This window comes from Candidatus Leptofilum sp., from assembly GCF_965223285.1.
Taxonomy (GTDB): Bacteria; Chloroflexota; Anaerolineae; order Promineifilales; family Promineifilaceae; genus Leptofilum.
Genome location: NZ_OZ244997.1, coordinates 2,862,147 through 2,885,166, shown reverse-complemented (window position 1 = coordinate 2,885,166; position 23,020 = coordinate 2,862,147). Strand labels below are relative to the sequence as shown.

The 23,020-nt window shown below is 50.4% G+C and carries 13 protein-coding genes; 6 read left to right on the top strand and 7 right to left on the bottom strand.

The features are described from left to right. Positions 1 to 60: 60 nt before the first annotated feature. From ACOQPU_RS13060 to ACOQPU_RS13035, 6 genes are all read left to right on the top strand, one after another. The gene (locus tag ACOQPU_RS13060) at positions 61 to 4,500 is read left to right on the top strand and encodes a GAF domain-containing protein (RefSeq protein WP_420645535.1); all 4,440 of its coding nucleotides are present in this window, start codon (positions 61 to 63) and stop codon (positions 4,498 to 4,500) included. A gap of 16 nt (positions 4,501 to 4,516) precedes the next feature. Beyond that, positions 4,517 to 5,635, top strand: a complete 1,119-nt coding sequence (locus ACOQPU_RS13055; RefSeq protein WP_420645534.1) for an FIST signal transduction protein — start codon at positions 4,517 to 4,519, stop codon at positions 5,633 to 5,635. A gap of 90 nt (positions 5,636 to 5,725) precedes the next feature. Beyond that, complete coding sequence (locus tag ACOQPU_RS13050; RefSeq protein ID WP_420645533.1) at positions 5,726 to 9,190, top strand: GAF domain-containing protein; 3,465 nt, start codon at positions 5,726 to 5,728, stop codon at positions 9,188 to 9,190. Beyond that, a complete protein-coding gene (locus tag ACOQPU_RS13045) occupies positions 9,183 to 11,930 on the top strand; it encodes a tetratricopeptide repeat protein (protein WP_420645532.1) in 2,748 nt (915 codons plus the stop codon). The genes ACOQPU_RS13050 and ACOQPU_RS13045 overlap by 8 nt, the downstream gene beginning before the upstream one ends. Beyond that, positions 11,927 to 14,491: a GAF domain-containing protein gene (locus ACOQPU_RS13040; RefSeq protein ID WP_420645531.1), complete on the top strand. Its 2,565-nt coding sequence runs from the start codon at positions 11,927 to 11,929 to the stop codon at positions 14,489 to 14,491. Before ACOQPU_RS13045 ends, ACOQPU_RS13040 begins: the two co-directional genes overlap by 4 nt. 107 nt (positions 14,492 to 14,598) lie before the next feature. Continuing rightward, positions 14,599 to 14,985 (top strand): response regulator, encoded by a 387-nt coding sequence (locus ACOQPU_RS13035; RefSeq protein WP_420645530.1) that lies wholly within the window; start codon positions 14,599 to 14,601, stop codon positions 14,983 to 14,985. A gap of 124 nt (positions 14,986 to 15,109) precedes the next feature. Here the strand turns inward: ACOQPU_RS13035 and ACOQPU_RS13030 are convergent, their stop codons facing one another. The 7 genes from ACOQPU_RS13030 to ACOQPU_RS13000 all read right to left on the bottom strand — a co-directional run bounded on the left by ACOQPU_RS13030 (position 15,110) and on the right by ACOQPU_RS13000 (position 22,942). After that, a complete protein-coding gene (locus ACOQPU_RS13030) occupies positions 15,110 to 16,300 on the bottom strand; it encodes a THUMP-like domain-containing protein (protein WP_420645529.1) in 1,191 nt (396 codons plus the stop codon). Between the two features lie 94 nt (positions 16,301 to 16,394). Next, positions 16,395 to 17,216 carry a PD-(D/E)XK nuclease family protein gene (locus ACOQPU_RS13025; protein WP_420645528.1) on the bottom strand — a complete coding sequence of 274 codons (822 nt, stop codon included), beginning with the start codon at positions 17,214 to 17,216 and terminating at the stop codon, positions 16,395 to 16,397. Continuing rightward, positions 17,216 to 18,655 (bottom strand): CHAT domain-containing protein, encoded by a 1,440-nt coding sequence (locus ACOQPU_RS13020; RefSeq protein ID WP_420645527.1) that lies wholly within the window; start codon positions 18,653 to 18,655, stop codon positions 17,216 to 17,218. Before ACOQPU_RS13020 ends, ACOQPU_RS13025 begins: the two co-directional genes overlap by 1 nt. Positions 18,656 to 18,779: 124 nt before the next feature. After that, positions 18,780 to 19,508, bottom strand: a complete 729-nt coding sequence (locus ACOQPU_RS13015) for an amino acid ABC transporter ATP-binding protein (protein ID WP_420645835.1) — start codon at positions 19,506 to 19,508, stop codon at positions 18,780 to 18,782. Between the two features lie 14 nt (positions 19,509 to 19,522). Further along, positions 19,523 to 20,656, bottom strand: a complete 1,134-nt coding sequence (locus ACOQPU_RS13010; RefSeq protein ID WP_420645526.1) for an ABC transporter substrate-binding protein/permease — start codon at positions 20,654 to 20,656, stop codon at positions 19,523 to 19,525. A gap of 190 nt (positions 20,657 to 20,846) precedes the next feature. Continuing rightward, the gene (locus ACOQPU_RS13005) at positions 20,847 to 22,553 is read right to left on the bottom strand and encodes a substrate-binding periplasmic protein (protein WP_420645525.1); all 1,707 of its coding nucleotides are present in this window, start codon (positions 22,551 to 22,553) and stop codon (positions 20,847 to 20,849) included. Between the two features lie 200 nt (positions 22,554 to 22,753). After that, positions 22,754 to 22,942 (bottom strand): hypothetical protein, encoded by a 189-nt coding sequence (locus tag ACOQPU_RS13000; protein WP_420645524.1) that lies wholly within the window; start codon positions 22,940 to 22,942, stop codon positions 22,754 to 22,756. Positions 22,943 to 23,020 lie beyond the last annotated feature (78 nt).

Genomic DNA, 23,020 nt, shown 5'->3' with positions numbered 1-23,020 from the left:
ACATCTAACCTTACTGAATACGCAGCATTTTCGAAACAAGGGTTATGCATGAGGACTACAATGAATAGACGGGATACATCTCAAGCCAACGGCACGAATAAAGCGGCCCGGAACGCCAAAATCATTGCTGCCTTTATGACGGTTTTTATGGTGGTTGTAACGGTCTACTTCTTGGCGCAAGGAGAGGAAATTGACATTGCGTTAAGAGCATCTCTTGTGACAATGACCAGTATCTCTGTTGTGGCTACCTGGCTCAGCTACAAAGGCCATATTCGCGTAAGTATGCTGATGCTCATTGCCCCATTTCTGCTCTTGATTGCCCTTAACCAATTTACTGCTGCTGGCGACGGTCTTGTTTATGGCCTGCTGGCGGCTACAGTTACCGCTGGTATTGCCGTCCCAACCTTATCTGGCAAATGGTTGAACCGGGTTATGGTCGCTGGCGTCGTTGCCGGGGTGCTGATTGTCTTCCTTGATGTATTTGGCCCAGTTGACCGTCCAAATCACCCAAACACAACAATAGATTACATCATCATGATTGGTTTGGCCGGGGTATTGGTCTACTTTTTGGCGCGTCAACTCCACGTAGCCACACTCCGCCCCAAGCTAATGGCAGCCTTTGTTTTCATCGCCTTGATTGGTACTGCCGTGACTTACTTGAGTACACAGTTCGCCACGGTTAGTCTGACAGAGGATGCCTTGCCCAGCCAACAGCTTTTTGGGCAAATTGCGCTAGAAGCAAAGGTGATGCAAGCGGAGGTATTAGAATTTATTAGCGTTGGCGATGAGGACTCGGTTGAAGAGTTAAACCAAAGCGTTGTTGAACTTACTACGTTGTCATCACAAATTGTTGAGTTGGCTGACGATCCCGAGGAAATAAGCGACTTTACCACATTGGCTGAAAACGCCAACGAAGCAGCCAGGTTGGCTCAGGAGCTGGTGCAATCTCATGCACAAACCCTAGACGCTTTAGAAACAATGGAAGCATCAGAAGAATTGCTTCTGGAATTAATAGCGCAAGCCCAAGTCATAATTTCAGACGAGATCGTCAGAAACATTGCCGATGAGAATGCTGAGGAACTTGCTGAAGATGCGATTCCTTCTCAGGCTTTTTTGGCTGAATTTAACAGTAATACACAGTTGTTACTTACTGAAACATTGGAGTATGTAACCAAAGGCGACCAGGAAGCTATAGATGACTTTGAAGAAGCGGAAGAGCGACTCGAAGTTGCTCAGGCAAATTTGGAAGTGCTTCTGGAACTAGACGAGCCAGGGGAAGCCGACTTAGGCGCACAACTGAGTAGTACAAAAGACACCATTGAAACCACGGGGCGAACCATCATTGCCTCTCACACCAATACGCTGGATTTGCTGGAACAGCTGGAAAGCCTGGAAGACGAGTTGGGTGATAACCTGAACAGTGTCGAGCAATTGATTATTCAGGATGTGAAACAAGGTGAAACGGCCGCAAACAACCTTACTATTATTTCCACCGTGTTTGCCCTGACAATATCTGGGGTTCTGGGTATCTTTGTATCTAATACAGTGGTGCGGCCTGTTTCCCAGTTAGTGTCAGCTGCGCAAAAGTTGGGTGCCGGTGATTTAGCTGCCCAGGCTCAAGTGAAATCACACGATGAGATTGGGACGTTGTCCACCACCTTTAATGAGATGGCGGGCCAACTACGGCAAACGCTAGGGCAATTGGAGCGACGTGCCCGCCAAATGGAAACGAGCGCGGAGGTTAGTCGTCGCCTATCTACAATTTTGGATGAGCAGGAACTAGCCCGCACTGTCGTAGAACAGGTGAAACGAGCCTTTAACTATTATCATGCCCATATTTATTTGCTAGACAAAACCGGGGACAGGCTGGTGATGGTCGGTGGTACTGGCGAAGCTGGCACAGCCATGTTGACCCAGGATCATAGCATTCCAATAGGTCAGGGTTTGGCAGGACGAGCTGTAGCAACTCGGGAAACCATCCTGGTGCCAGATGTTTCTCAGGAAGAGGGGTGGTCACCGAATCCATTGATGCCCGATACGAAAGCGGAAACGGCCGTGCCTATTAGACTGGGTGACCAAGTACTCGGTGTACTAGCTGTGCAGCAAGACAGTATTGATGGATTGAGTCAGATTGACGTAGAACTGCTGAGTTCTGTTGCCAACCAGGTGGCAATTGGTCTGCAAAATGCGACGCTATTTGCGCAGAAAGAAAAGGCATTAATCTCAGTACAGGAAGAGCAAGCGCGGGTACAAACAATTTTAGACTCGATCACAACGCCGACCCTTATTTCTGGTATAGCTGATGGCCTTGTACTGTATGTAAACGAACCGCTGGCCGAAATGATACGTGTACCGCAAGAAGCGTTGATTGGTGAAAAAACTCCCGACTTTTACGTTAATCCAGAAGATAGAGACCCATTTTTGGCACAGTTACGCGAAAATGGGTTCATAAATAATTATGAGCTGAACCTTAAACGAGGTGACGGTGATGTTTTCTGGTCACTCGTTTCCGGGCGTATCATCAATTACCAAGGGCAGCCAGCCCTCATGACTTCCCTCGTCGACATTAATGAGCGCAAGCAAATGGAAGCCGAATTACAAAGTGCACACCTGCGCACCGAAGAAATTTTGGAATCCATTACTTTCCCGCTTGTCATCTCCCGGGTTTCTGATGGTGTTGTTGCTTATGTAAATGAACCGCTGGCAGAAATTATCCGTGTGCCTGGTGATGAATTGATTGGTCAGATTACACCCGATTTTTACTATGACCCGGCTGACCGCCAAGGGTACCTGGCGGGACTACGTGAGCAGGGTCGGATAGATAATTATGACGTGCGATTGAAGCGGGGGGACGGCGACCTTTTCTGGGCGTTGATTTCTGGTCGGATCATAAATTTCCAGGGCGAACCAGCCATCATTACGTCTTTGATTGACATCAACGAACGCCGCGAAGCGCAAGCGTTGGTAACGCGGCAGGCCGCAGAGCTAGAAACAGTGGCTGAAGTAGGTACGGTAGCGGCCACTATTTTGGACCCCAATCAACTGTTGCAACAAGTGGTTGATCTGACGAAAGAACGGTTTCAACTTTACCATGCCCACCTTTATTTGCTTGATGAAGGCAAGGCGGAATTGACGTTAACCACTGGTGCTGGCGACATTGGGCGCACAATGGTGGCAGAAGGCCGTCAAATCGCGTTGAGCCAGGAGCAATCATTGGTGGCGCGTGCCGCACGCACCCATAAGGGCGTTATTGTAAATGACGTGCGCGCTGAATCGGGTTTCTTACCCCATCCGTTGTTGCCTGACACGCGTGCAGAGATGGCTGTGCCACTGATTGTAGGTAAACAGGTGCTTGGTGTGCTAGATGTGCAGGTAGACCAGGTTGATCACTTTACCGTAGAAGGTATGAATATTTTTACGACGCTAGCTTCCCAGATTGCGGTGGCTTTGCAAAATGCCCGCCGCCACGATGAGGCGCAGCGAGCCTTAGATGAACTCACCCGCCTACAGCGCATTATGGCTCGCGAAGGGTGGGAAGCCTTTTTGCTGGCCCAAGAACGGCCGTTGTCCGGGTTCACTTTTGACGGCAAAAGTATCAAACCTATCACGAGCAATGGCGACGAGGTGACAACGGTCGTGGAGACAGATGCGGATGAGACTGATACGGAAACGGCCGTGTCTATCCCTATTGCTGTGCGTGGCGAGGCGATTGGTCAACTTGGGCTGCGCAATCCTGACGGCAGCCCCATCCCCGAACGCAAACAGGCGTTGTTACAAACCGTTGCCCAGCAGGTATCCGAAGCGCTGGAACGGGCCCGTCTAGCTGAACAAACCCAACTGGCCTTGACCGAAACGGGCGAACAGGCCCGCCGTCGTTCTCTGCTCAATGAAGTTAGCGAAGAGCTTAACCAGGCCAAAACCCTCGATGATGTCTATCAAATCACTGCTGAACGCACCGCACTTATTCTGCCTTCTGACCGGGTCACGCTTTCCATCCTCAATGATACTGGTGACCAATATACGATCGTGTCCCTGGCTGGGGAAGGTGCCAAAGTTCCTCTTGGTGATTCACTACCATTGGCGGGTACGCTTTCCGAAAAAGCGATTCGGTCTGGCACAGTTCTTGTGACCCACGATCCCCAGCCAAGGCGAGGCGTTGCTTCTTCTATGGTTGCCCCTCTCCTTACCAATGAGGGACCCATTGGTACCCTCAACGTTAGCAGCAAAGCTGTAAATGTTTATAACGAGGCGGATCGGGACGTGATTTTCCAGATTGCAGCCATCCTGGCATCAGTTATCCAGAGTAAGCGTTTGTTTATCAAGGCTCAACGCCGCGCCGAACGGGAAGCCAAGATTAATGCGATTAGTCAAAAGATTCAGAGTGCGCCAACGGTAGAAAGTGCCCTGCAAACGGCCGTTACCGAGCTTGGGCAGGCACTTAAATTAACAGAAGCCACCGTAGAAATAACGGCCGTCAAACAGAAAAACGGTCACAAATAGGAGTGAAATTAACAAAATGATTATCAAAGCTGAAAAATCAGGAACTGTAGAAAACTTAAAAAGAATTATAGACGAGACAGTTGCTAACGAGGCCGTAAAGGGCATTATGATTCTGGCTTGCGACGCCAATGGATTTACCCCTGAAGCGGTGGATGACCTCTTGACCAGCACGACCATTCCCGTTTTGGGTGGCATCTTCCCTGAGCTCATTCACGGGCAAGAAAAATTGACCAAGGGGAACATCGTTGTGGGATTGCTAGAAACACCCAACGTGCAGATTATCCCCAACTTAAGCGATTCAACTTGTGATTATGATGAGCTTATTGACCAAAAGCTCCCCGAACTGGGTAAGGCGCAAACGATGGTTGTGCTTGTAGATGGCCTGTCAACCAGGATTAGCGCTTTTATTGACAGTTTATTTAACATTTTTGGCCTGGAAATCAACTTTGTTGGCGGCGGCGCAGGTTCACTTAGCCTTGAGCAAATGCCCTGCCTCTTTAGCAATGAAGGTCTCATTCAAGACAGTGCCATTTTGGCTCTGCTGGAAGCGCCAAGCGGTATTGGCGTCAGTCATGGCTGGCACAGCATCAGTGGGCCATTCCAGGTAACAGAAGTGGAAAGGAACGTCATTAAATCGTTGAATTGGCAGCCAGCTTTAGACGTCTATCGGCAGGTGGTTGAGCAAGCCGCTGGGCAAGCTATCACGCAGGAAAACTTCTTTGACATCGCTAAAGGCTATCCGTTTGGCATCAATCGAGCCAGTTCAGAAAAGATCGTACGCGACCCCATCATTGCCACCGAAGATGGCGCATTGGTTTGTGTAGGCGAAGTTCCCAGTGAGTCTTATGTGGACATCTTATCCGGCGATGTGAATTCATTGGTGAATGCGGCTGCCCATGCACTGGAATTGAGTCGCACCGACTTCCAGGGGAATGTAACCAATTCAACTGCCCTGTTTTTTGACTGTATTTCTCGGGTACTGTTCCTGGAAGATGAGTTTGACCAGGAACTACAGGCTGTGGTGCGAGATGGTATGCCTGTCGTTGGGGCACTGACACTAGGCGAAATTGCCAATAATGGCGACGATTATCTTGAATTTTATAACAAAACGGCCGTTATTGCGGTACTAAATTAACTAAGGGTACGCGAACAACTTCTCAGGCTTGTCTTCGCGGGCATGATAGCTTGTTCGTAGACCCTAACTGAGCAACGGATAGATGGGATTATGACTCAATCATTCGACCAGACACAAACAGTTCAAACCTTATATGAACTCTCTATGGCCATCGGCACCAGTTTAGACTTGCGCCAGATGCTCAAAACCAGCTTGCTTGCTTTCCTGAAAAAGTTGAACTGTGTTGCTGGGGGAGTCTATCAAGGTCAGCTACAGGCTGATGGTGCCTATGAATTCAAATCAATCTACACGGTACCCCGCCACACCCAGCGCAACGGCACGTACCAGGCCGCTTTAGCCCAAATACCGTCTGACTTGGCTGGAGATAAGGTGGCCGAATTCCTGGATACGCTGCCGCTGATTGGTCAGCATGAGGCAGAACATTATTACCATCTCTTAGAACTACCGAACTTTGGTTTGATGATTTTGGCCAAGAATAATCAGGCGATAGAGCCAACCATGCTCAAATCGCTGGCTCCTTTGCAAGAAAGATTGGCTGCCGCAGCCAACGCTTGCCTCGCAGAAGCTGCCCTGCGCGAAGCCCAGGAGCGCGCCCAAACTATCCTGGAGTCGGTAACCGTTCCTTTGCTCATTTCTGGCCTGGATGATGGCAAAATTATTTATGCCAATCAACTGTTATCCGACATGATTCGCCTGCCGTTGGACGATCTTATTGGCAATGTGACGCCTGACTTTTACTACGATCCGGCCGACAGGCAAACGTTGCTTGGTTTGCTGCAAAAACAGGGCGCGCTTAAAGAGTATGAAATTCGTCTCAAGCGGGGTGATGGCGAGCCGTTCTGGGCCTGGATATCTATCAAAATCTTTAACTACCAGGGCGAGATGGCACTCATTACGTCGCTCATCGACGTTACAGACCGGAAGCAGACGGAAGCGCAAAAGGCAAAGTTGGCCAATGAGTTAGCCACAGTTGCCCAGGTTAGTACGGCCGCATCCACATTATTAGAACCCGATTTATTGCTGCAAGAAGTGGTTGATTTAACGAAAGAGGGATTTGGTTTGTACCATGCCCATGTTCTTTTGCTGAATGAGCAGACAAATGACTTGGTGTTGGCGGCTGGTGCTGGTGAAATTGGACAGCAAATGCTTGCCGAGGGACGCCACATTCCCCTGGCAGCACAGGAATCACTTGTGGCTACTGTTGCCCGCAATAAAAAGGGGGCTTTCCGCAACTACGCTAACCCGGATGAAGGGTTTATGCCTCACCCACTGCTTGCAAAAACCCGTTCTGAATTGGCCGTGCCAATTTTGTTGGGGGATGAGGTTCTGGGTATTTTAGACGTGCGTTCTGAGCAATACGATTATTTTAGCGAGGCCGATATGCAAACGCTTACAGCACTGGCGGCGCAGGTAGCGGTGGCTTTGCAAAACGCACGCTCTTTTGCCAGGTCTGAACAGGCCGTAAAAGAGCTGCAAGAATTATCTCGCCGCCTGACACGTGAAGGATGGGATGATTATTTGACTCAAAGGTCGGATGCTTTGACCTTTAGCTATGCCCATGAGCAGCAAACGGCCGTTCCCGCCTCGCAAGCCAAATTGTTCACCCAGCCACTACACATTCAAGGTGAAGCTATAGGGCAACTAAAGCTGAAAGCACCAGAGCAGGTTGATGAAGAAATGTCTGAACTGGTCACGGCTGTTGTCGAACGTCTGAGTACCCACCTGGAAAACCTACGCCTGACAGAACAATCAGAACTTGCTCGCTCTGAAACCGAAAAACGCAGCCGGGAAATGGCCATTATTAATGATATTGTGACCCAAATTTCTGCTTCGATGGATTTGCAGCACTCACTGCAAATAATTGTGGATGAACTGGCAACTGCTCTAAATTTTGACCAAGTGCGTGTAGCCTTAATCCAACCAAACAATAATGAGATGCTGATTATTGCCGAACATTTCGATCCGAAGTCCCCTTCCGCAGTGGGTATGACGATACCTTTGGAAGGCAATGAACTATCTCAGGAAGTGATTGAAACACGGCAGATGGTTGTGGTGGAAGATGCCCAAAATAATCCGCGTACGGCACCAGTACATGGGATGTTCCGGGAGCAGGGAATAGAAACTGTCGTATTGTTGCCTTTGGTTGTAAATGATGAAGTGTTAGGCACGATTGGTTTAGATATTTTGGATGAGCGAGCATTTGATCATGATACGTTGCGATTGGCCGAAACGATTGTATATCAGGCCGCCGTTGCAGTTCAAAATGCCCGTCTGTTTGAGCAAACTCAATCTGCCCTGGCAGAAACCGAAGCATTGTATGCCTATACGTCGCAACTGAATACGGCTTCTAACCTGGATGCCGTACTAGATTCAGTCGCGGCACCGGGCTTCCAGGTGGGGGCCTCTGATGCCTTGCTGCTGGTGTATGACCAGGAAGCAACGGGCAAAGCTGGTACTGGCCGGTATATTGCCTCTTCACCCAAGAATGTTGTGCCATTAGGTGAGCCGATTTCGCTGCGCGAGCAGCCTTTCTCAAAATTGTGGCCATCTGGCGGTAAGAATATTTTATTCGTAGGGGATGTGTCTGAGGAACAACGGCTTGATGAGAAGGACAGGACAGCGTTCTTGGCTGAAAATGTTCACGCTCTGGCGATTATGCTCCTGACGGTGGGGAATTTGCGTCTCGGGCAAATCTTTATTCGCTGGCAGAACAAGCAAACCTTTACGGAAGTTGACGAACGGCTTTATGGGGCGATAGCCCAACAGGCTTCGGCGGTGGTTTACAATCGGTTGTTATTTAACCAGACGGAAGAGGCTTTGTCAGAAACGGCCGCTCTTTACCAGGCTAGCGTTGATCTGAATGCCGCAGATACATATGAGCAGATACTAAACGTCCTTCGCCAGCATACTATTCTGGGGCAGGGCAGTAGCGATGTTGCCCTGAACCTCTTCAATCGCGTTTGGGAATCGGATGGTATGCCAGAAACAGTCTCTGTGATGGCCCGGTGGAGTACGCTGCCGACAGAATTGCCAACTCATTATCCGCTGTCTGCCTTCCCCGAAGCTAAGACAGTACTAAAACCAGACAAATGGCTTGTTTGTGCCGATGTGGAGAGTGACGAGCGCATGGGCGAAAAAACCAGAGCCATTTTTATGAATCACTTCCAGGCCAAGAGCTTGCTTTATGTGCCTCTGGTTGTGGGTGGGCAATGGATTGGCTTCTTAAGCGGCATTTATTCTGTGCCGCGCGCTTTCCCAGAGTCGCAAATCCGCCGATTGAATGTGCTAGCAGGGCAAGCGGCCGTTTCTATTCAGTCGCTGCAACTGCTAAGCCAAACCCGTCGCCGCGCCGATCGCGAGGCACTTATCAACAGTATCAACCAGAAGATTCAGGCGGCACCAACCGTACAGTCTGCCTTGCAAACGGCCGTTTCCGAGTTAGGTCAGGCACTTAAACTGAAAAAAGCAATGGTCGGTTTAGCCGCTGAAGGGAAGGGGAACGGCCGTAACCAGCCCTCTCAAGTTGGGCTCGTGGGAGAAGCAACCGATGAGTGAAAAAATCCAAGAACTCGAAAACAAGCTAGCCAACGCTGCCAATCAAGAAGAGAAAGTCAATTTGCTCATCGAATTGACCGCTGCGTTAGCGGGTACAGACATCAAAAAAGCAATGACCAGATGCGCGGAAGCAATTGAATGCGCGCGTGCCATTCCCTATCCCACAGGCTTGGCCCGCAGTCTAATTCGGCATAGCCAGTTCAATTCCCAGCTTGGCAATTATCACGCCGCCCTTGAGCAAGTAATAGAAGCCCAAGCGATCTATGAAAACCTGGAAGACAATAAGGGGATATTTGAGACGCTTGTAACCCTTAGCAACATCTACCAAGTTCTGGGCAATTATGCCGATTCATTAGAATGTGCTTTACAAGCACGCCGATTGGCACAAACATTGGGCGATGAACACCGTGAGACCAAGGCAATATTTTACATGGGGCTTGCCGTAGGCCAGGCAGATGAGCATGAAAAAGCACTCGCCTATTACCAGGAAGCATTAGACATGTACGAGTCTGGCAGCTTTGAGGATGAGTATGGCAGATCGCTCACGCTTAACAATATGGCCATGGCTTTGTATAGAATGGGTGCATATGAGGATGCCCTATCTTACGGCCTAAAAAGCCTGAAGCTGACCCAGCAGCTGGGTGGAAAGCATTTTGAACCCGTTGTGTTAGACACAGTTAGTCTGATTTATGTGAAGTTAGGAGATTTAAACTCTGGGTTGGAATATGCGTTGGAATGTTTGCATAGTAGCCAGCAACTTAGTCTGGTTCAACAGCAAGTTTGGGCACTGCACGCCATTGGCCGGATTTACCAGCAACAACAAGATACGCAGGCACTTGACTATTTTCACCAGGCTCAGGAATTGGCACAGCAGATAAACGCCAAACGAGAACTTTATGAGAGCCACGAACTGCTGGCAGAAGCGTATGAAAGTCAGGGCGATTATGAGAAGGCGTTTATTCATTACAAACAATTTCATAAACTAAACAAAGAGGCCTTTAACGATGAGAGTAATGCGCGTCTGCAAACGTTGAATGTACAGCACCAAACAGAGATTGCCCAAAGAGAAGCTAAAATTTTTGAGCAAAAGAACATTGAACTTGAAAAAGAAATCAAGGAACGCAAGGAAGCGGAAGCATTATTGGCCAAACGTGCCTCTGAATTGGAAATGGTTTCCCGTGTAAGTACCTCTACCACCTCTATCCGCGAGACAGATAAACTGTTGCAAGAAGTTGTTGATCTAACCAAGAGCCACTTTGGCCTGTATCACGTGCATATTTATTTGCTCGATGCCAATGGTCAAACGTTGATTCTGGTTGCCGGAGCAGGCGATGTGGGGCGTCAAATGGTCTCTGAAGGACATGACATTCCTCTGCACCGAAAACAATCTTTGGTAGCTCAAGCCGCTCGCAGCAAGCAGGGTGTTACTGTAAATGATGTCCGCGAAAATCCCGCTTTTTTGCCGCATCCGTTGCTGCCAAACACGCGCGCTGAGATGACCGTGCCCATGATCGTTAGCGATCAGGTGATTGGGGTGTTGGATGTGCAGTCAGATGAAGTCGGCCGTTTTACCGAACAAGATATTATGATTGCCACAACATTGGCGGCTCAGATTGGGGTAGCGTTAGAAAATGCACGTTCTTTTGAAAAAGCACAAGAAGCGGTAGCCAACCTGAACGAGCTTACCCGCGGCCTCACGCGGGAGGGGTGGCAGGATTTCTTAGTTAACCGTGTTGTGGAGGATATGGGATTTGTCTACGATGCTTCCCAATTAACATCATTACAGCCCTTGGCTGAGGTTGAGAATGTCTGGCTGTCTGGTGAAAACGAATCTGGTCTGACGGTGGATGATTCTTCCATCACTTACCCAATTACTGTTCATGATGTGCCAATTGGGCAGTTAGCAATTGTTCCTGATGAGGTGTCTGAAGATGTCGGCCTTGATATTGCTGAAATTATTTCTGCAGTGACGGAACATTTGGGGGTACGCATTGAGAATATTCGCTTGTTTGAGCAAACTCAGGCGGCACTGGAGGAATCTGAGGCGCTGTACGTGGGCAGCGAAAGAATTGTGGTGAGCAACACCGAAAAGGGTGTTTTGCGTGGGCTGATTGAATCAACCATTTTGAAGAATATGGATGGAGCCAATATTTTTATGTTTGATGAGCCAGTTGAGGACGGTATGGCCAGGGATGTAACGGCCGTTGCCGTTTGGGAAAATGAAGGCGTGCCGCGCACGGTACAGGTGGGTACTCGCTTTACCGTAGAACAAGTACCTTTGATGAAGATGATCACCCCAGAACGCTCGATAGTGGTAACGAATATTTACGAAGACCCACGAATTGATGACGCTACTCGCCAAATTTTGGAAAATTATGGCATGATCAGCTTTGTGCTTTTCCCTATGGTTGTTGGTTCCCAATGGTTGGGCATGGTGTCTGGGCAGTCAATCAGCCCTGTGGTTATAAACGATGCGCAGCAACGCCAGGCCAGTAGTTTGGTTAGCCAGGCGTCAGTGGTGCTACAAACCATCGTTCTGTTCCGCCAGGAGCAAGCACGCGCCCGCCGGGAACAGCTTCTGCGCGAGATTGCCACCAAGATGCGCAGCTCAACAGACGTAGATACCATCATGCGAACGGCCGTTACTGAAATTGGCAAAACGCTTGGGCGACGTTCCTTCATCGAGTTGGGCAACAGCCATGCCAATGGCGACCGGAACGATAACGGAGCAACATCATGAACCTGGAAAATGAAATTTTCTACGCGCTGGCACAGCAAACGGCCGATCACATCTTGGTTACCGCTCTGGACGGCACCATCCTTTACGTGAATCCTGCCTTTGAAACCGTGACGGGCTACACTGCGAATGAAGTGTTGGGCAAAACACCACAAATTCTAAAGTCCGGCAAACATGAGCCATCTTTTTACGAAGAAATGTGGCAAACAATTTTATCTGGTCACACCTTTCGTGGCGTTACTATCAACAAAAAGAAAGATGGTTCCCTATATTACGAGGAAAAAACTGTTGCTCCGGTCAAAAATGCTAGTGGAAAAATTACCCACCTAATCTCAACTGGCCGTGAGGTTACAGAGCGCGTAGAGGCAGAACAGGCATTAGCACGCCGCGTAGACGAATTAAGTACAGAATCTCGCGCCGCTATGAACCGGCGAGAACGTGAGGTAGGGTTGGCGACTCAGGTTGCTCAGGAAATTGCTTCGGCCACTAACCTGCATGATTTGTACCAACGTGTGGTTGCTCAAGTGCAAGAACAGTTTGGCTACTACTATACACAGTTGCTTCGTTACGATGATAGCCTGGATACGCTAACCTTGGTTGTAGGTTATGGTGACATCGGCCAAAAGATGCTAGAGATGAATCACTCGATGCCAATGGGGGTGGGGCTCATTGGTAGAGCGGCAAAACTAAAACGCTCTGTTTTGCAGCCCGATGTGGCCACAGATCACAACTGGCAGTCTAATCCGCTGCTGCCCCAAACAAAAAGCGAGCTGGCCGTACCCATTCGCCTGCGTGATCAGGTACTCGGGGTGCTGGATGTGCAAAGCGATCAGCTTGGTGGCGTTGATTATAATGACCAACTGCTGCTGGAAGGGTTGTGCGGACAAATCGCCGTTGCCATTGAAAGTACTACCTTGCGGCAAGAGATGGAAGGACGTTTGCGCGAACTGAGCATGCTGCAGCGGCAAATGAGCCGCGAAGGGTGGAATCAATATAAGAAAAAGGAACAGGCTGGCTATCGGTTTGACTTCTCTGGTTTGCAAAAGCTGAATGGTTCGCCAGACCAGGCAGCTTCCCAGAATGGGAATGCATCTAAAAGCGAGGCACAACAATCTGTTCAAAAATCTCTAGAAATACGTGGTGAAAGGATTGGCAGTTTTGGCGTGGAGGCTGATCCAGAACGGCCGTTAACCCAAGAAGAAAGGGAAATCATAGACGCTGTAGCCCAGGAGTTGGCTGAAGCGTTGGAGGCCGCTCGCCTGTTTGAGCAGACCCAAATTGCACTGTCTGAACAAGAGCGGCTGGCGTCTGAATTGGAAACGGTGGCCAAGGTTAGCACGGCTGCCTCTACCATCTTGGAAGTAGATGAGCTGCTGCAATCTGTTGTAGACCTGGCTAAATCCAGCTTTGATCTTTACCACGTTCACATTTACTTGCTCAACAAGGCTGGCACAAAATTGATGCTCGGAGCCGGGGCAGGCAACATCGGCCGCCTTATGAATCTGGAAGGGCGAGAAATTGGCCTCAGCGAAGATTCCATTGTGGCCAGAGCCGCTCGCTCCCGCAAAGGTGTGTTGGAAAACAACGTGCGCCGCACGGTAGACTTTTTGCCTCACCCGCTGTTGCCAGACACCAAGGCCGAAATGGCATTACCTATGTTGGTGGGTGGTAAGCTCATCGGCGTAATGGATTTACAGTCCGATCGCGAAGATTTCTTCACAGAAGAAGATTTGAACGTGCAAAACACGCTTGCGGCACAGATTGCCGTTGCGGTGGAAAATGCCAATCAATATGCAGCTCAGGTGCAAACGGCCGTAAAACTGCGCGAAGTGGATCAGCTAAAATCAGAATTTTTGGCCAGTATGAGCCATGAGCTACGGACACCGCTCAACTCAATTATTGGCTTTGCCGACGTACTGCTGGAAGGATTAGATGGTGACCTGAATGAGCGCATGGAAGAAGATGTGCGCCTCATTCGAGAAAGCGGTAACCACCTAAAAGGGCTCATCGGCGACATTCTGGACATGTCCAAGATTGAAGCTGGGCGCATGGATTTGCGCTACGAAGAGATCGACATGGTGCAGTTTACCAACGATCTTGTAGCCACCGCTTCCTCGCTGGCACAGGAGAAAAACCTGTATCTGCATCTGGATATTGATGAATCTATGTCAACCATTCAGGCAGACCGCACCCGCCTGCGCCAGGTGATGTGGAACATTGTGGGGAACGCCATCAAATTTACCGAGAAGGGCGGCATCACCATCAATGTGCAGCCAAAGCGTACACATTTGCTCTGCTCCGTGCGCGATACCGGTATTGGTATCAAAGAAGAGCATGTGGGCGTGGTCTTTGAGCAGTTCCGTCAAATTGACGGCGGTTTGAATCGGTCGGCGGGTGGTACTGGTTTAGGGATGCCAATTACGAAAAAACTGGTAGAGTTGCACGGTGGTGAAATCTGGATCGAGAGTGTGTACGGACAAGGCAGTACCTTCTTCTTCACTATTCCGTATGAGCCACCAAAAGCGCAGCCCAAGCCGGCAGAACCGGTTGCTAGTACAGCCTAGCTGTTTTAATAAAATCGGCACAGATATGCTATCTTCTCAATTGGGATGAAGGTGTATGTCTTGCCAGAAACATCAATAATTATAAGAATTGATTGAAGGTAATTGATATGCCAAAGACAGATAAAAAAGTTCTTTGTGTGGAAGATAATCCAGTGAATATGTTGTTGGTTTCACGCATTGTAGAGGCTGAGGGTCATCAACTGATTAGGGCTACAGATGCTTCTGCGGCCGAAGCCATCCTGGCAGATACGGTGCCTGACATCATTTTGTTAGACATCAACTTGCCCGGAAAAAGCGGCCTGGAGCTGGCGCGCGAGTTCAAGGGGGATGATCGGCTGGCTCCGGTGCCGCTGATTGCCACCACGGCTCAGGTGTTGGTGGGCGACCGTGAACGTTGCTTGGAAGCGGGATGCGATGATTATTTGCCCAAGCCACTGGATATTCGTAAGCTGCGCGAAGTGCTGAGGACTTATTTAAGCAACGGCGTGGCGTAACGGCCGTTTCCAAAAAATTAGCCACCGAGAACACAGAGGTAAATGAGAATTCCTCTCAAATCTCTGCTCCAGCTATGGTAAATACAAACCTCCTGCCGCTACTTTTGGCAGGAGGTTCTCTGTTTCATAATTCCATCGTGGCAATAATCACGGATGGGTCCCCCAAAACGTGTGTTAAAAATAGAAATCGGTGATTTTCTTTGGAGCCGCTCAGGCGTAGCTGACGCTGCAACTTATCTGGCTCTAGGGGCGAGCCGCGCTTTTTAATGGTTACGCTGCCCACCTGCCGCGCCCGCAGCCAATGGCGCAGCTGCTTCAGTTGAAAAGGAAACCAATCTTCTACCGCAAAACAGCGGGCAAACGGGGTAGATACGGCCGTTTCCGCCGTTAAATACGCAATCGAGTCATCAATTTGGTTTGCTGCCAATTGATGGGCAAGGGCCTGTACCAAATGCGCCCGAATGATTGCTGCGTCTGGTTCGTACAAATATGCTTTGGGTTTTGTGCTGGGAATTAGTTCTGGGGGCAAATCGGCCGTGGTGAGCGTGTAGCCGCCGGGCAGCAAAGTGGCACGCCGTTCGATACCCGAATGCAAACGGCCGTACCACAGCACCGCTTCTTTCATCTCCCCGCCCAATGACACAAACTCCACCTCGGCATCTGCTGGTAGCTCTGCATACTCAACACCGGGGCTGATTTTTACGGCCGTATCTGGCACCACGCTGCGCCAGCCATCAATCACACTGATCGGGGGTTGATACTGCGCCAGCGAGAAAAAGCGGCGACCTTGCCCGTCTCGCCGCGCCGGATCAAAAAAGAATGCATCCATGTGGGCCAGCGGTGTCAGGTTCAGCAAATCGGCTTGCAGCGGATGGAATCGCTTGCCATACCCGTAAACGCGCACGTTTTCTTGGGCCATTGCCAGCCGCACCGGTTCCCATTCCACCCCCGTTACCTCTGCGTTGGCCGCCAGGGCAATCGCATCACCCCCAATGCCGCAACCCAAATCGGCAATTTGCGTCATGCCCAAATCTGCAAAGCGGCGCGCCCGATGCTGGGCCACAACTTCTGCCGATGCTTGCTCCAGAGCAGCGCGCACAAAATACATCTCAGCGGCGCGGCTGAATTTTGTGGTGGCGTGCTGCCGCAGCACGGCCGTTTCCAGCACTGCTTGGGCTTGCGTTTTCGGCAATTTTTGGCGCAGCCAGCTTGCAATTTGCAAATGCGTTTGGGGTGTAATTTCCAATTGGCCAACGTCGGCTAGCCAACGCTGACCCGCGTCGGAAAGTAAAAAAGCGAGGTCGTCCAGGGTCATTTGCCATCCACAGATAGGTTTGCAGAATTAGAACTGTGCGGATGGCTTGGCGTAAGCGGCTTCTTAATCACGTAAATCATTGTTGACCGCTTACTCAAGGTAGTTCCGGGGTGAGAAGCTGCTCATTGAGAATGTCTGGCTCTTCAGCTTCGTCTAATTCAGGCGTGGCCGTGCCAGCCGCTTGCCGACCACAATAATTTTGGTAAGCACATTCGCGGCAATGGTTCCAATCGTCGGTTAGGGGCCAGGCATCTAAGGCAAAGGTCTCATCAAGTTGCGTGGCAAATTGCTGCAATTCGCCCCAATTTGCCGCATGTGCCGCCGCGCTGTAGCCAATGGTGGCCGGTGCGTCTGGCTCTTGCACAAACCAGTAGGTTAGGCGGATTTGCTCAGGCGAGATTGACTTGGCCTGCGGCCAAAAAGCGTTGCTGCCTTCGGCCAACAACGCCAGATAGAGGCGGGTTTGCCAACGGCCGTTCAGCTCCGCAGCTTCAATCGGGCGTCCAGTTTTCCAATCAAACAGGTGGGCAAACGGCCGTCCCGCCTCATCTTCACCAATAACCAGCAGATCGAAACGGCCGTACAGCAAATGATTCCTCAATGGCACCGTCAGGCCAGTTTCTGGCAAAAAGCGGGCGTTGCTGGGGAAATGTTGCGCCGGGTTGTGGGTTTGGAATGTTTGCCACCAATGGCGCACACGGCCGTTTTCAATTGTGGCCTTGTCAATCGTCAGCCCTAAAAAGTGGCGTTCCAACAGTTGGTGAAAATCTTGCCCCTGTTGCAGCAATTGCTCAGTGCGTTCGGACAATGGGCTGGCAGGCCAGGGCAAGCGGCGCAAATATCTTAGCTGAAAACGACGCTGGCAGGCCAGAAAGTTAGCCAGCTTGTACTGGCTCAAGGTTTGTCGCTCGGTCATCAGACCCAAATGTTGCCATCAGGCGAGCGCATGAACAGCACAGGAATGCCCCAGTAGGGACTCTCCAGGATGTTGAAATCCAGGCCGATACGTGCTTCGGTAACGGCCGTATCCAACGGTTTGCCCAAGGCTAAAAATTCGTACAGGGTTTGCATAAACGGTTGGGCGGCAATGTTTGGCAAATCGTACTGCATAGCCACCACGGCGGGCAGACCACCCCAAACCAATTTAGGAGCCAACCCCATAAACGCCTGCGCTGAACTCGATTTTTCTGCTTTGTCCGAGGTGGCTCCCGATTGGCAAGCACTCAGGATGATCAGCTTGGTATCGTCCCCCTGAAACAGCCGCAGCATCCGGTCGCCATCTAGCATCACATGGGATTTACGGCCGTTGTCTAACGCCAAAGCCCCGCCGCCACGTGGCAGCAACGCCCCATGCCCAATAAAGTGGAAAATATGTGGTGGATTTTGCCGCACTTTAGAGACCAGCGTTGTCGGCGATACGTTTGGCAATTCGTCAATAACAACCTTTCCTTCATCGACAAACTGAGCCAGTGCGCCCTTCACAGCGTCTATCTCGCTTTGAACATCCAGCTTGTCCAAATCTTCTGGATTTGCCCAAGCGAGTAAAATCTTTACCGGATAAGGCACCGAGATGGGCGCGGGTGCCCGATTTGTGGGCATGTATCGCACCAGCGGCGTGTCTGCATTTAACGACAAAAATGATTTGTCGTCACGGCAATATTCCCACGGCACCTGGTACAGCTCGCTCGATTCCTGGTTAATATTAATCCTTACCCGGATGCCGTCTTTGCCTTTGGCCCGGGAGACATTTAGTGTCGTGGTGAACAACTCCTGAATGGGTCCGGGGAACAAGAACTTGCGTAATATTTCGCCCATGTCGTTGGCAAACTTCGGCTCAGAAATCTGCACATCACGCAGCGACTTGGCCAGATATTGATAGTCGTCATCCTCAAACGGGAAAACCTGTGGCAAGCCAGCTGAAGCTTCGCCATTGGGTGATTCGGCTTCTAAGCGGTAGGCATTGGGGGTGCCAGACGGCCGTATCGTAATATCAAAATTGTCGTAGACCGTTTGCGGGATTTCTGGCTTAGCGTCTGCACTATCAGCTTCGCCACTTGAAGCCCCTGTATTTGTAGGCCGATCCGGCTTGGACAAATCTGGTTCAGGTCCACCAAACTTTGTCAGGTCGATGCGCGGCTTAAGGCTGTGGATTACCTGCAACAGCTCCGGCGTGATGCCATTGCGCCGGGCAAACTCCTGCAACTCCTGCGATTTGCGCCGAATCGTATCGCCAGCCAGATTTTCAAAGCTAATATCCACGCCCGTTTCAAACTTCAGCTCTATACAAAGCGTGCGGATGCCGTCCAGATCAAAAACATCTTCGATAAGGCTATACAAATGGCGGTATTCATTCATGAAAACACTCACTTTATGGTGGATTGGTTGCACTTGGCGTGGCTATTTGCATCATACAAGCCTTGCCCCAGATGTCAAGCAGTTTTTAACTGATTACTGACGCAGGGTTTATCGATTGCTGGAATCAGTGCGTCAAAATCTTGCTCAAGAACAGCTTGGTTCGATCACTTTGCGGATTATTGTACAAATCATGCGGCGAGGCGATTTCAACCACTTGCCCCCCATCCATAAACACCATCCGGTCCGCGGCCGAGCGTGCAAAGCCCATCTCATGCGTTACCACCACCATCGTCATTCCCTCTTTCGCCAAATCAAGCATCACGTCTAGCACTTCCTTGATCATTTCCGGGTCCAGGGCACTGGTCGGCTCATCAAACAGCATGATTTTGGGATTCATGGCCAACGAACGGGCAATGGCCACCCGCTGCTGCTGCCCACCAGAAAGCTGACGCGGGTAAGAATCGGCCTTTTCCGGGATGCCCACCCGCGTTAATTGCTCCATACCAATTTGTTCCGCTTCCGCTTTGTTCCGTTTGCGTACCAGCCGCTGGGCGATGGTCACATTTTCCAGTGCAGTGAGGTGTGGAAACAGATTGAACTGCTGAAACACCATGCCTACTTCAGCCCGAACAGCGTTAATGTCCGTACTTTTGTCTTCCAGATGCAATCCTTCGATGTAAATGCCGCCGCTGGTGGGGGTTTCCAGATGATTAATGCAGCGGAGTACCGTGCTTTTGCCAGAGCCGCTGGGGCCAATGATAATGACCACTTCCCCTTGCCGAACAGTTAAATCCACCCCTTTGACTGCTTCAATCTGGCCAAAATATTTATGCAAATCTTTAATGACGATCATTTCATTGTTCATAATTACTGTTCTCCAACACGAATGCGCCGTTCATACCAGCGTAAGAACAGGCTGAGGGTGATGGTCATGGCCAGGTACAAAAATACAATGACCAGATACGCTTCTGGGAAGCGAAAGGTGCTGCCTGCGTGCAGCCGCGAGCGTTGCGTGAGTTCACGCACGGCTAGCACCGAAGCCAGCGAAGAATCTTTGAGCATGGCAATAAAGTCGTTGCCCAAGGCTGGGGAGATGTTGCGGATGGCCTGGGGCAGAATGATATATTGCATTGATTGCCGGGCGGTCATGCCCAACGAGCGAGCGGCTTCCATTTGGCCTTTAGAGATAGACTCGATGCCAGCCCGGAAAATCTCGGCCAGAAACGCACCATAAATGATAGCCAAAGCCAGAATAGCGCGCAGCTCAATTGACACATCGCGGTTGTCTATGCCGATGCTGTCGCTGACGGCCGGCACGATGACGAAAGCCAGAGTGAGGATAAGTACCAATGTGGGTACACCGCGAATAAATTCCACATAGGTAATAGCAATATTGCGAATGACCCGATTTTGGCTGATGCGGCCTAGCCCGGCCAGCAGACCAAAAACCAGGGCCAGCCCAAAGCCGCCCAACGTGAGATACAACGTGGTGGTAATGCCAGGGAATATAAAAACAAATGCTTCGTTGTACGCATTGGGAACTGCCAGGACAGAGGTCAATGTTTCTTCGTTTTCAGCAACCAGGGTGCGTGCTGTGCGTCTGTCTAGCAAAACGGCATCAATCTCGCCGTCTATTAAGGCTTGAGCCGCTTCGTCTAGTTCCGTAAATGTGCGAATGCGTTCTTCTTCAAGCTCTTCATTTGCCAAGTCCAATGCGTCGCCGGTTGTGGGCACACCCACAATGGCTTCATCGTCTCTAACCACCCCTCTCAGATTATCGAATTCTGCGGAACTGACTTCTTCGGTATCTGCTTCGTCTGCTTCCGCGATCCGAACCAACAGATGTGGGCCGGGTTGCCGAATAATGAGGAAGGCCATAATGCCCAAAAAGGTGAGTATGGCGACCAACCACCAGGGGAAGTCGCGCCAGTCGTTGGTGGCTGCTTGACGATTACTTGAACTGTCGAGCGATGAAGGGGTAGCAGGATCGGGTCCGGCCATGTTTTGCCTCCTGAGGATAGATAGCAAATCACAAGAAGATATTAAAAATAAGCAGGCCTTCTTAATTGTGATTTGCTCAAGTCGCTGATTGTTATGCAAAGAAGCGCCAGCTATTAGATGATAACTGGCGCTTCTAACTTACATCATTTGTAACGGATTACAAGTGATAAGATTTTGGGTTAAACGGCCGTTACTCTTCCGGGAACAAATCGTCGTAAGTAATCGTGAAGTTCGGGCCAAAATATTGCAGATTGACTTCCTCCAGGAAGCCGCTTCGCGCCAATTCCGCCAGAGCTGCGTTCACCGGCTCAACCAGGTCACTGCCCAGTGGGTAGATGAAGCCAAGCTGGTCGCTGGACATGGATGGACCTACAAGCTGAAGCTCGTCGGCATTTTCGCCTAGGTAGCCCTGTCCAGCTACTTCGTCGATGATAACGGCATCAATATCGCCAGCGATGAGTGCCTGCACCGCGAACGGGAACTGCTCAAATGCCTGAATACGATCTTCGGGCAAATACTCCAAAGCGGTTTCGTAATTGGTTGTGCCGGTTTGTGTACCCAGCAATAAGGACTCATCGTTAACGATGCTTTCGATGCTTTCGATGCGGTCCTCATCCAAACGAACCAGCAAACGCTGTTCGATGTTGATGTAGCCATTGGAGAAGTCCACAATTTCGGCACGGTCTTCGGTGATGGTGATGCCATCAGCCGCGGCGTCGTACTGACCATCGGCCACGGCTTGGATCATGCCTTCCCAGCCTGCTTCTACATAGACTGGGGTACAGTTTATGAGCGCACAGATTTCATTCCAGACGTCGTAATCCCAGCCAGCCGGTTCGCCCGTGTCGGGGTCGATGTAGTTGAAGGGAAGGTAGGCGTTTTCAACGGCGATGGTGACTTCACGGCCGTCCAAGTCGGGCAGCTCTGCACCTTCATCCTCAGAACCTTCTTCTGGTGGGAAGAGATCGTCGTAGGTGATGGTGAAACCAGGGCCAAAGTATTCAGCATTTACTTCTTCTAGAAAGCCATTGCCAGCCAGTTCTGCCAGAGCCGCGTTGACCGGCTCAACCAAGTCGCTGCCCAGTGGATAGATGAAGCCAAGTTGGTCACTAGACATGGACGGACCAACCAGCTGGAGCGCATCCGCGTTTTCGCCCAAGTAACCCTGCCCAGCTACCTCGTCGATGATAACGGCATCAATGTCTCCCGCGATAAGTGCCTGCACCGCAAACGGGAACTGCTCAAACGCCTGAATGCGATCTTCGGGCAGATACTCTAGCGCAGTTTCGTAGTTTGTTGTGCCGGTTTGCGTGCCCAGAAGTAAGGATTCATCGTTGACGATGCTTTCGATGCTCTCGATGCGATCCTCATCTAGACGAACCAGCAGACGTTGTTCAATGTTGATGTAGCCATTGGAGAAGTCCACGATTTCAGCGCGGTCTTCGGTAATGGTGATGCCATCGGCAGCAGCATCGTACTGACCATCAGCCACGGCCTGGATCATGCCTTCCCAACCTGCTTCAATGTAGACGGGGGTGCAATTTAGCAAACCGCAAATCTCATTCCATACATCATAATCCCAGCCAGCCGGTTCGCCCGTGTCGGGGTCGATGTAGTTGAAGGGAAGGTAGGCGTTTTCAACGGCAATGGTGACTTCACGGCCTCCCAAATCGGGCAAGCCACTTTCGTCGTCCATGGCTTCGTCATCATCCATCGCTTCTTCATCGTCCATGGCTTCTTCGCCGTCACTGTCAGCTTCGCTGCCGCTATCTGCCTCAGTGCTGCTGTCAGTGTTGGCCGGTTCATCGGAGGCAGGTTCTTCCCCACCACCACAGGCGACAAGCAGTAGCCCTAGCAGGAACAGAACTAAAACCAAAATCAAGTTTCGTTTTTTCATCTCAATATTCTCCTCGTGGTTAAGCAAGTTGCCAGATGATTCTGGCGGCGTCTTTTTGGAAGGCTTAATTATGACATGGCTTATGGAATAAGCCAATTTTGAAAGGAAAAGATGATGGAGAGAAACGGCCGTTGGGCAATTTGCCTAAAGTTTGGATGATGTTTGGGAAAATGGTTTGGAAAGTTTGCCTAAATTGCGCGTTAGCCGCTGAACATCCGCAGCAAGGCCACGGCCGCAACGATGAAGAAGATTGTGAGGCAGCCAATGCGCATCAACGACGCTGTGAGCTTAAACGCCAGCCGCGCCAGGAAAAGTACAATAAGCAAAACGGCCGCAATTACAATCAGTTGGGTAATATCTTCAGCTTGTAGATTTTGTAGAATTTCCATTACTTTCCTCTTTTGAAGTATCCAGTTAGCCACTTTTTAGTATTCAGCTAAAGCGATTAATTCGCATACCGACTGACC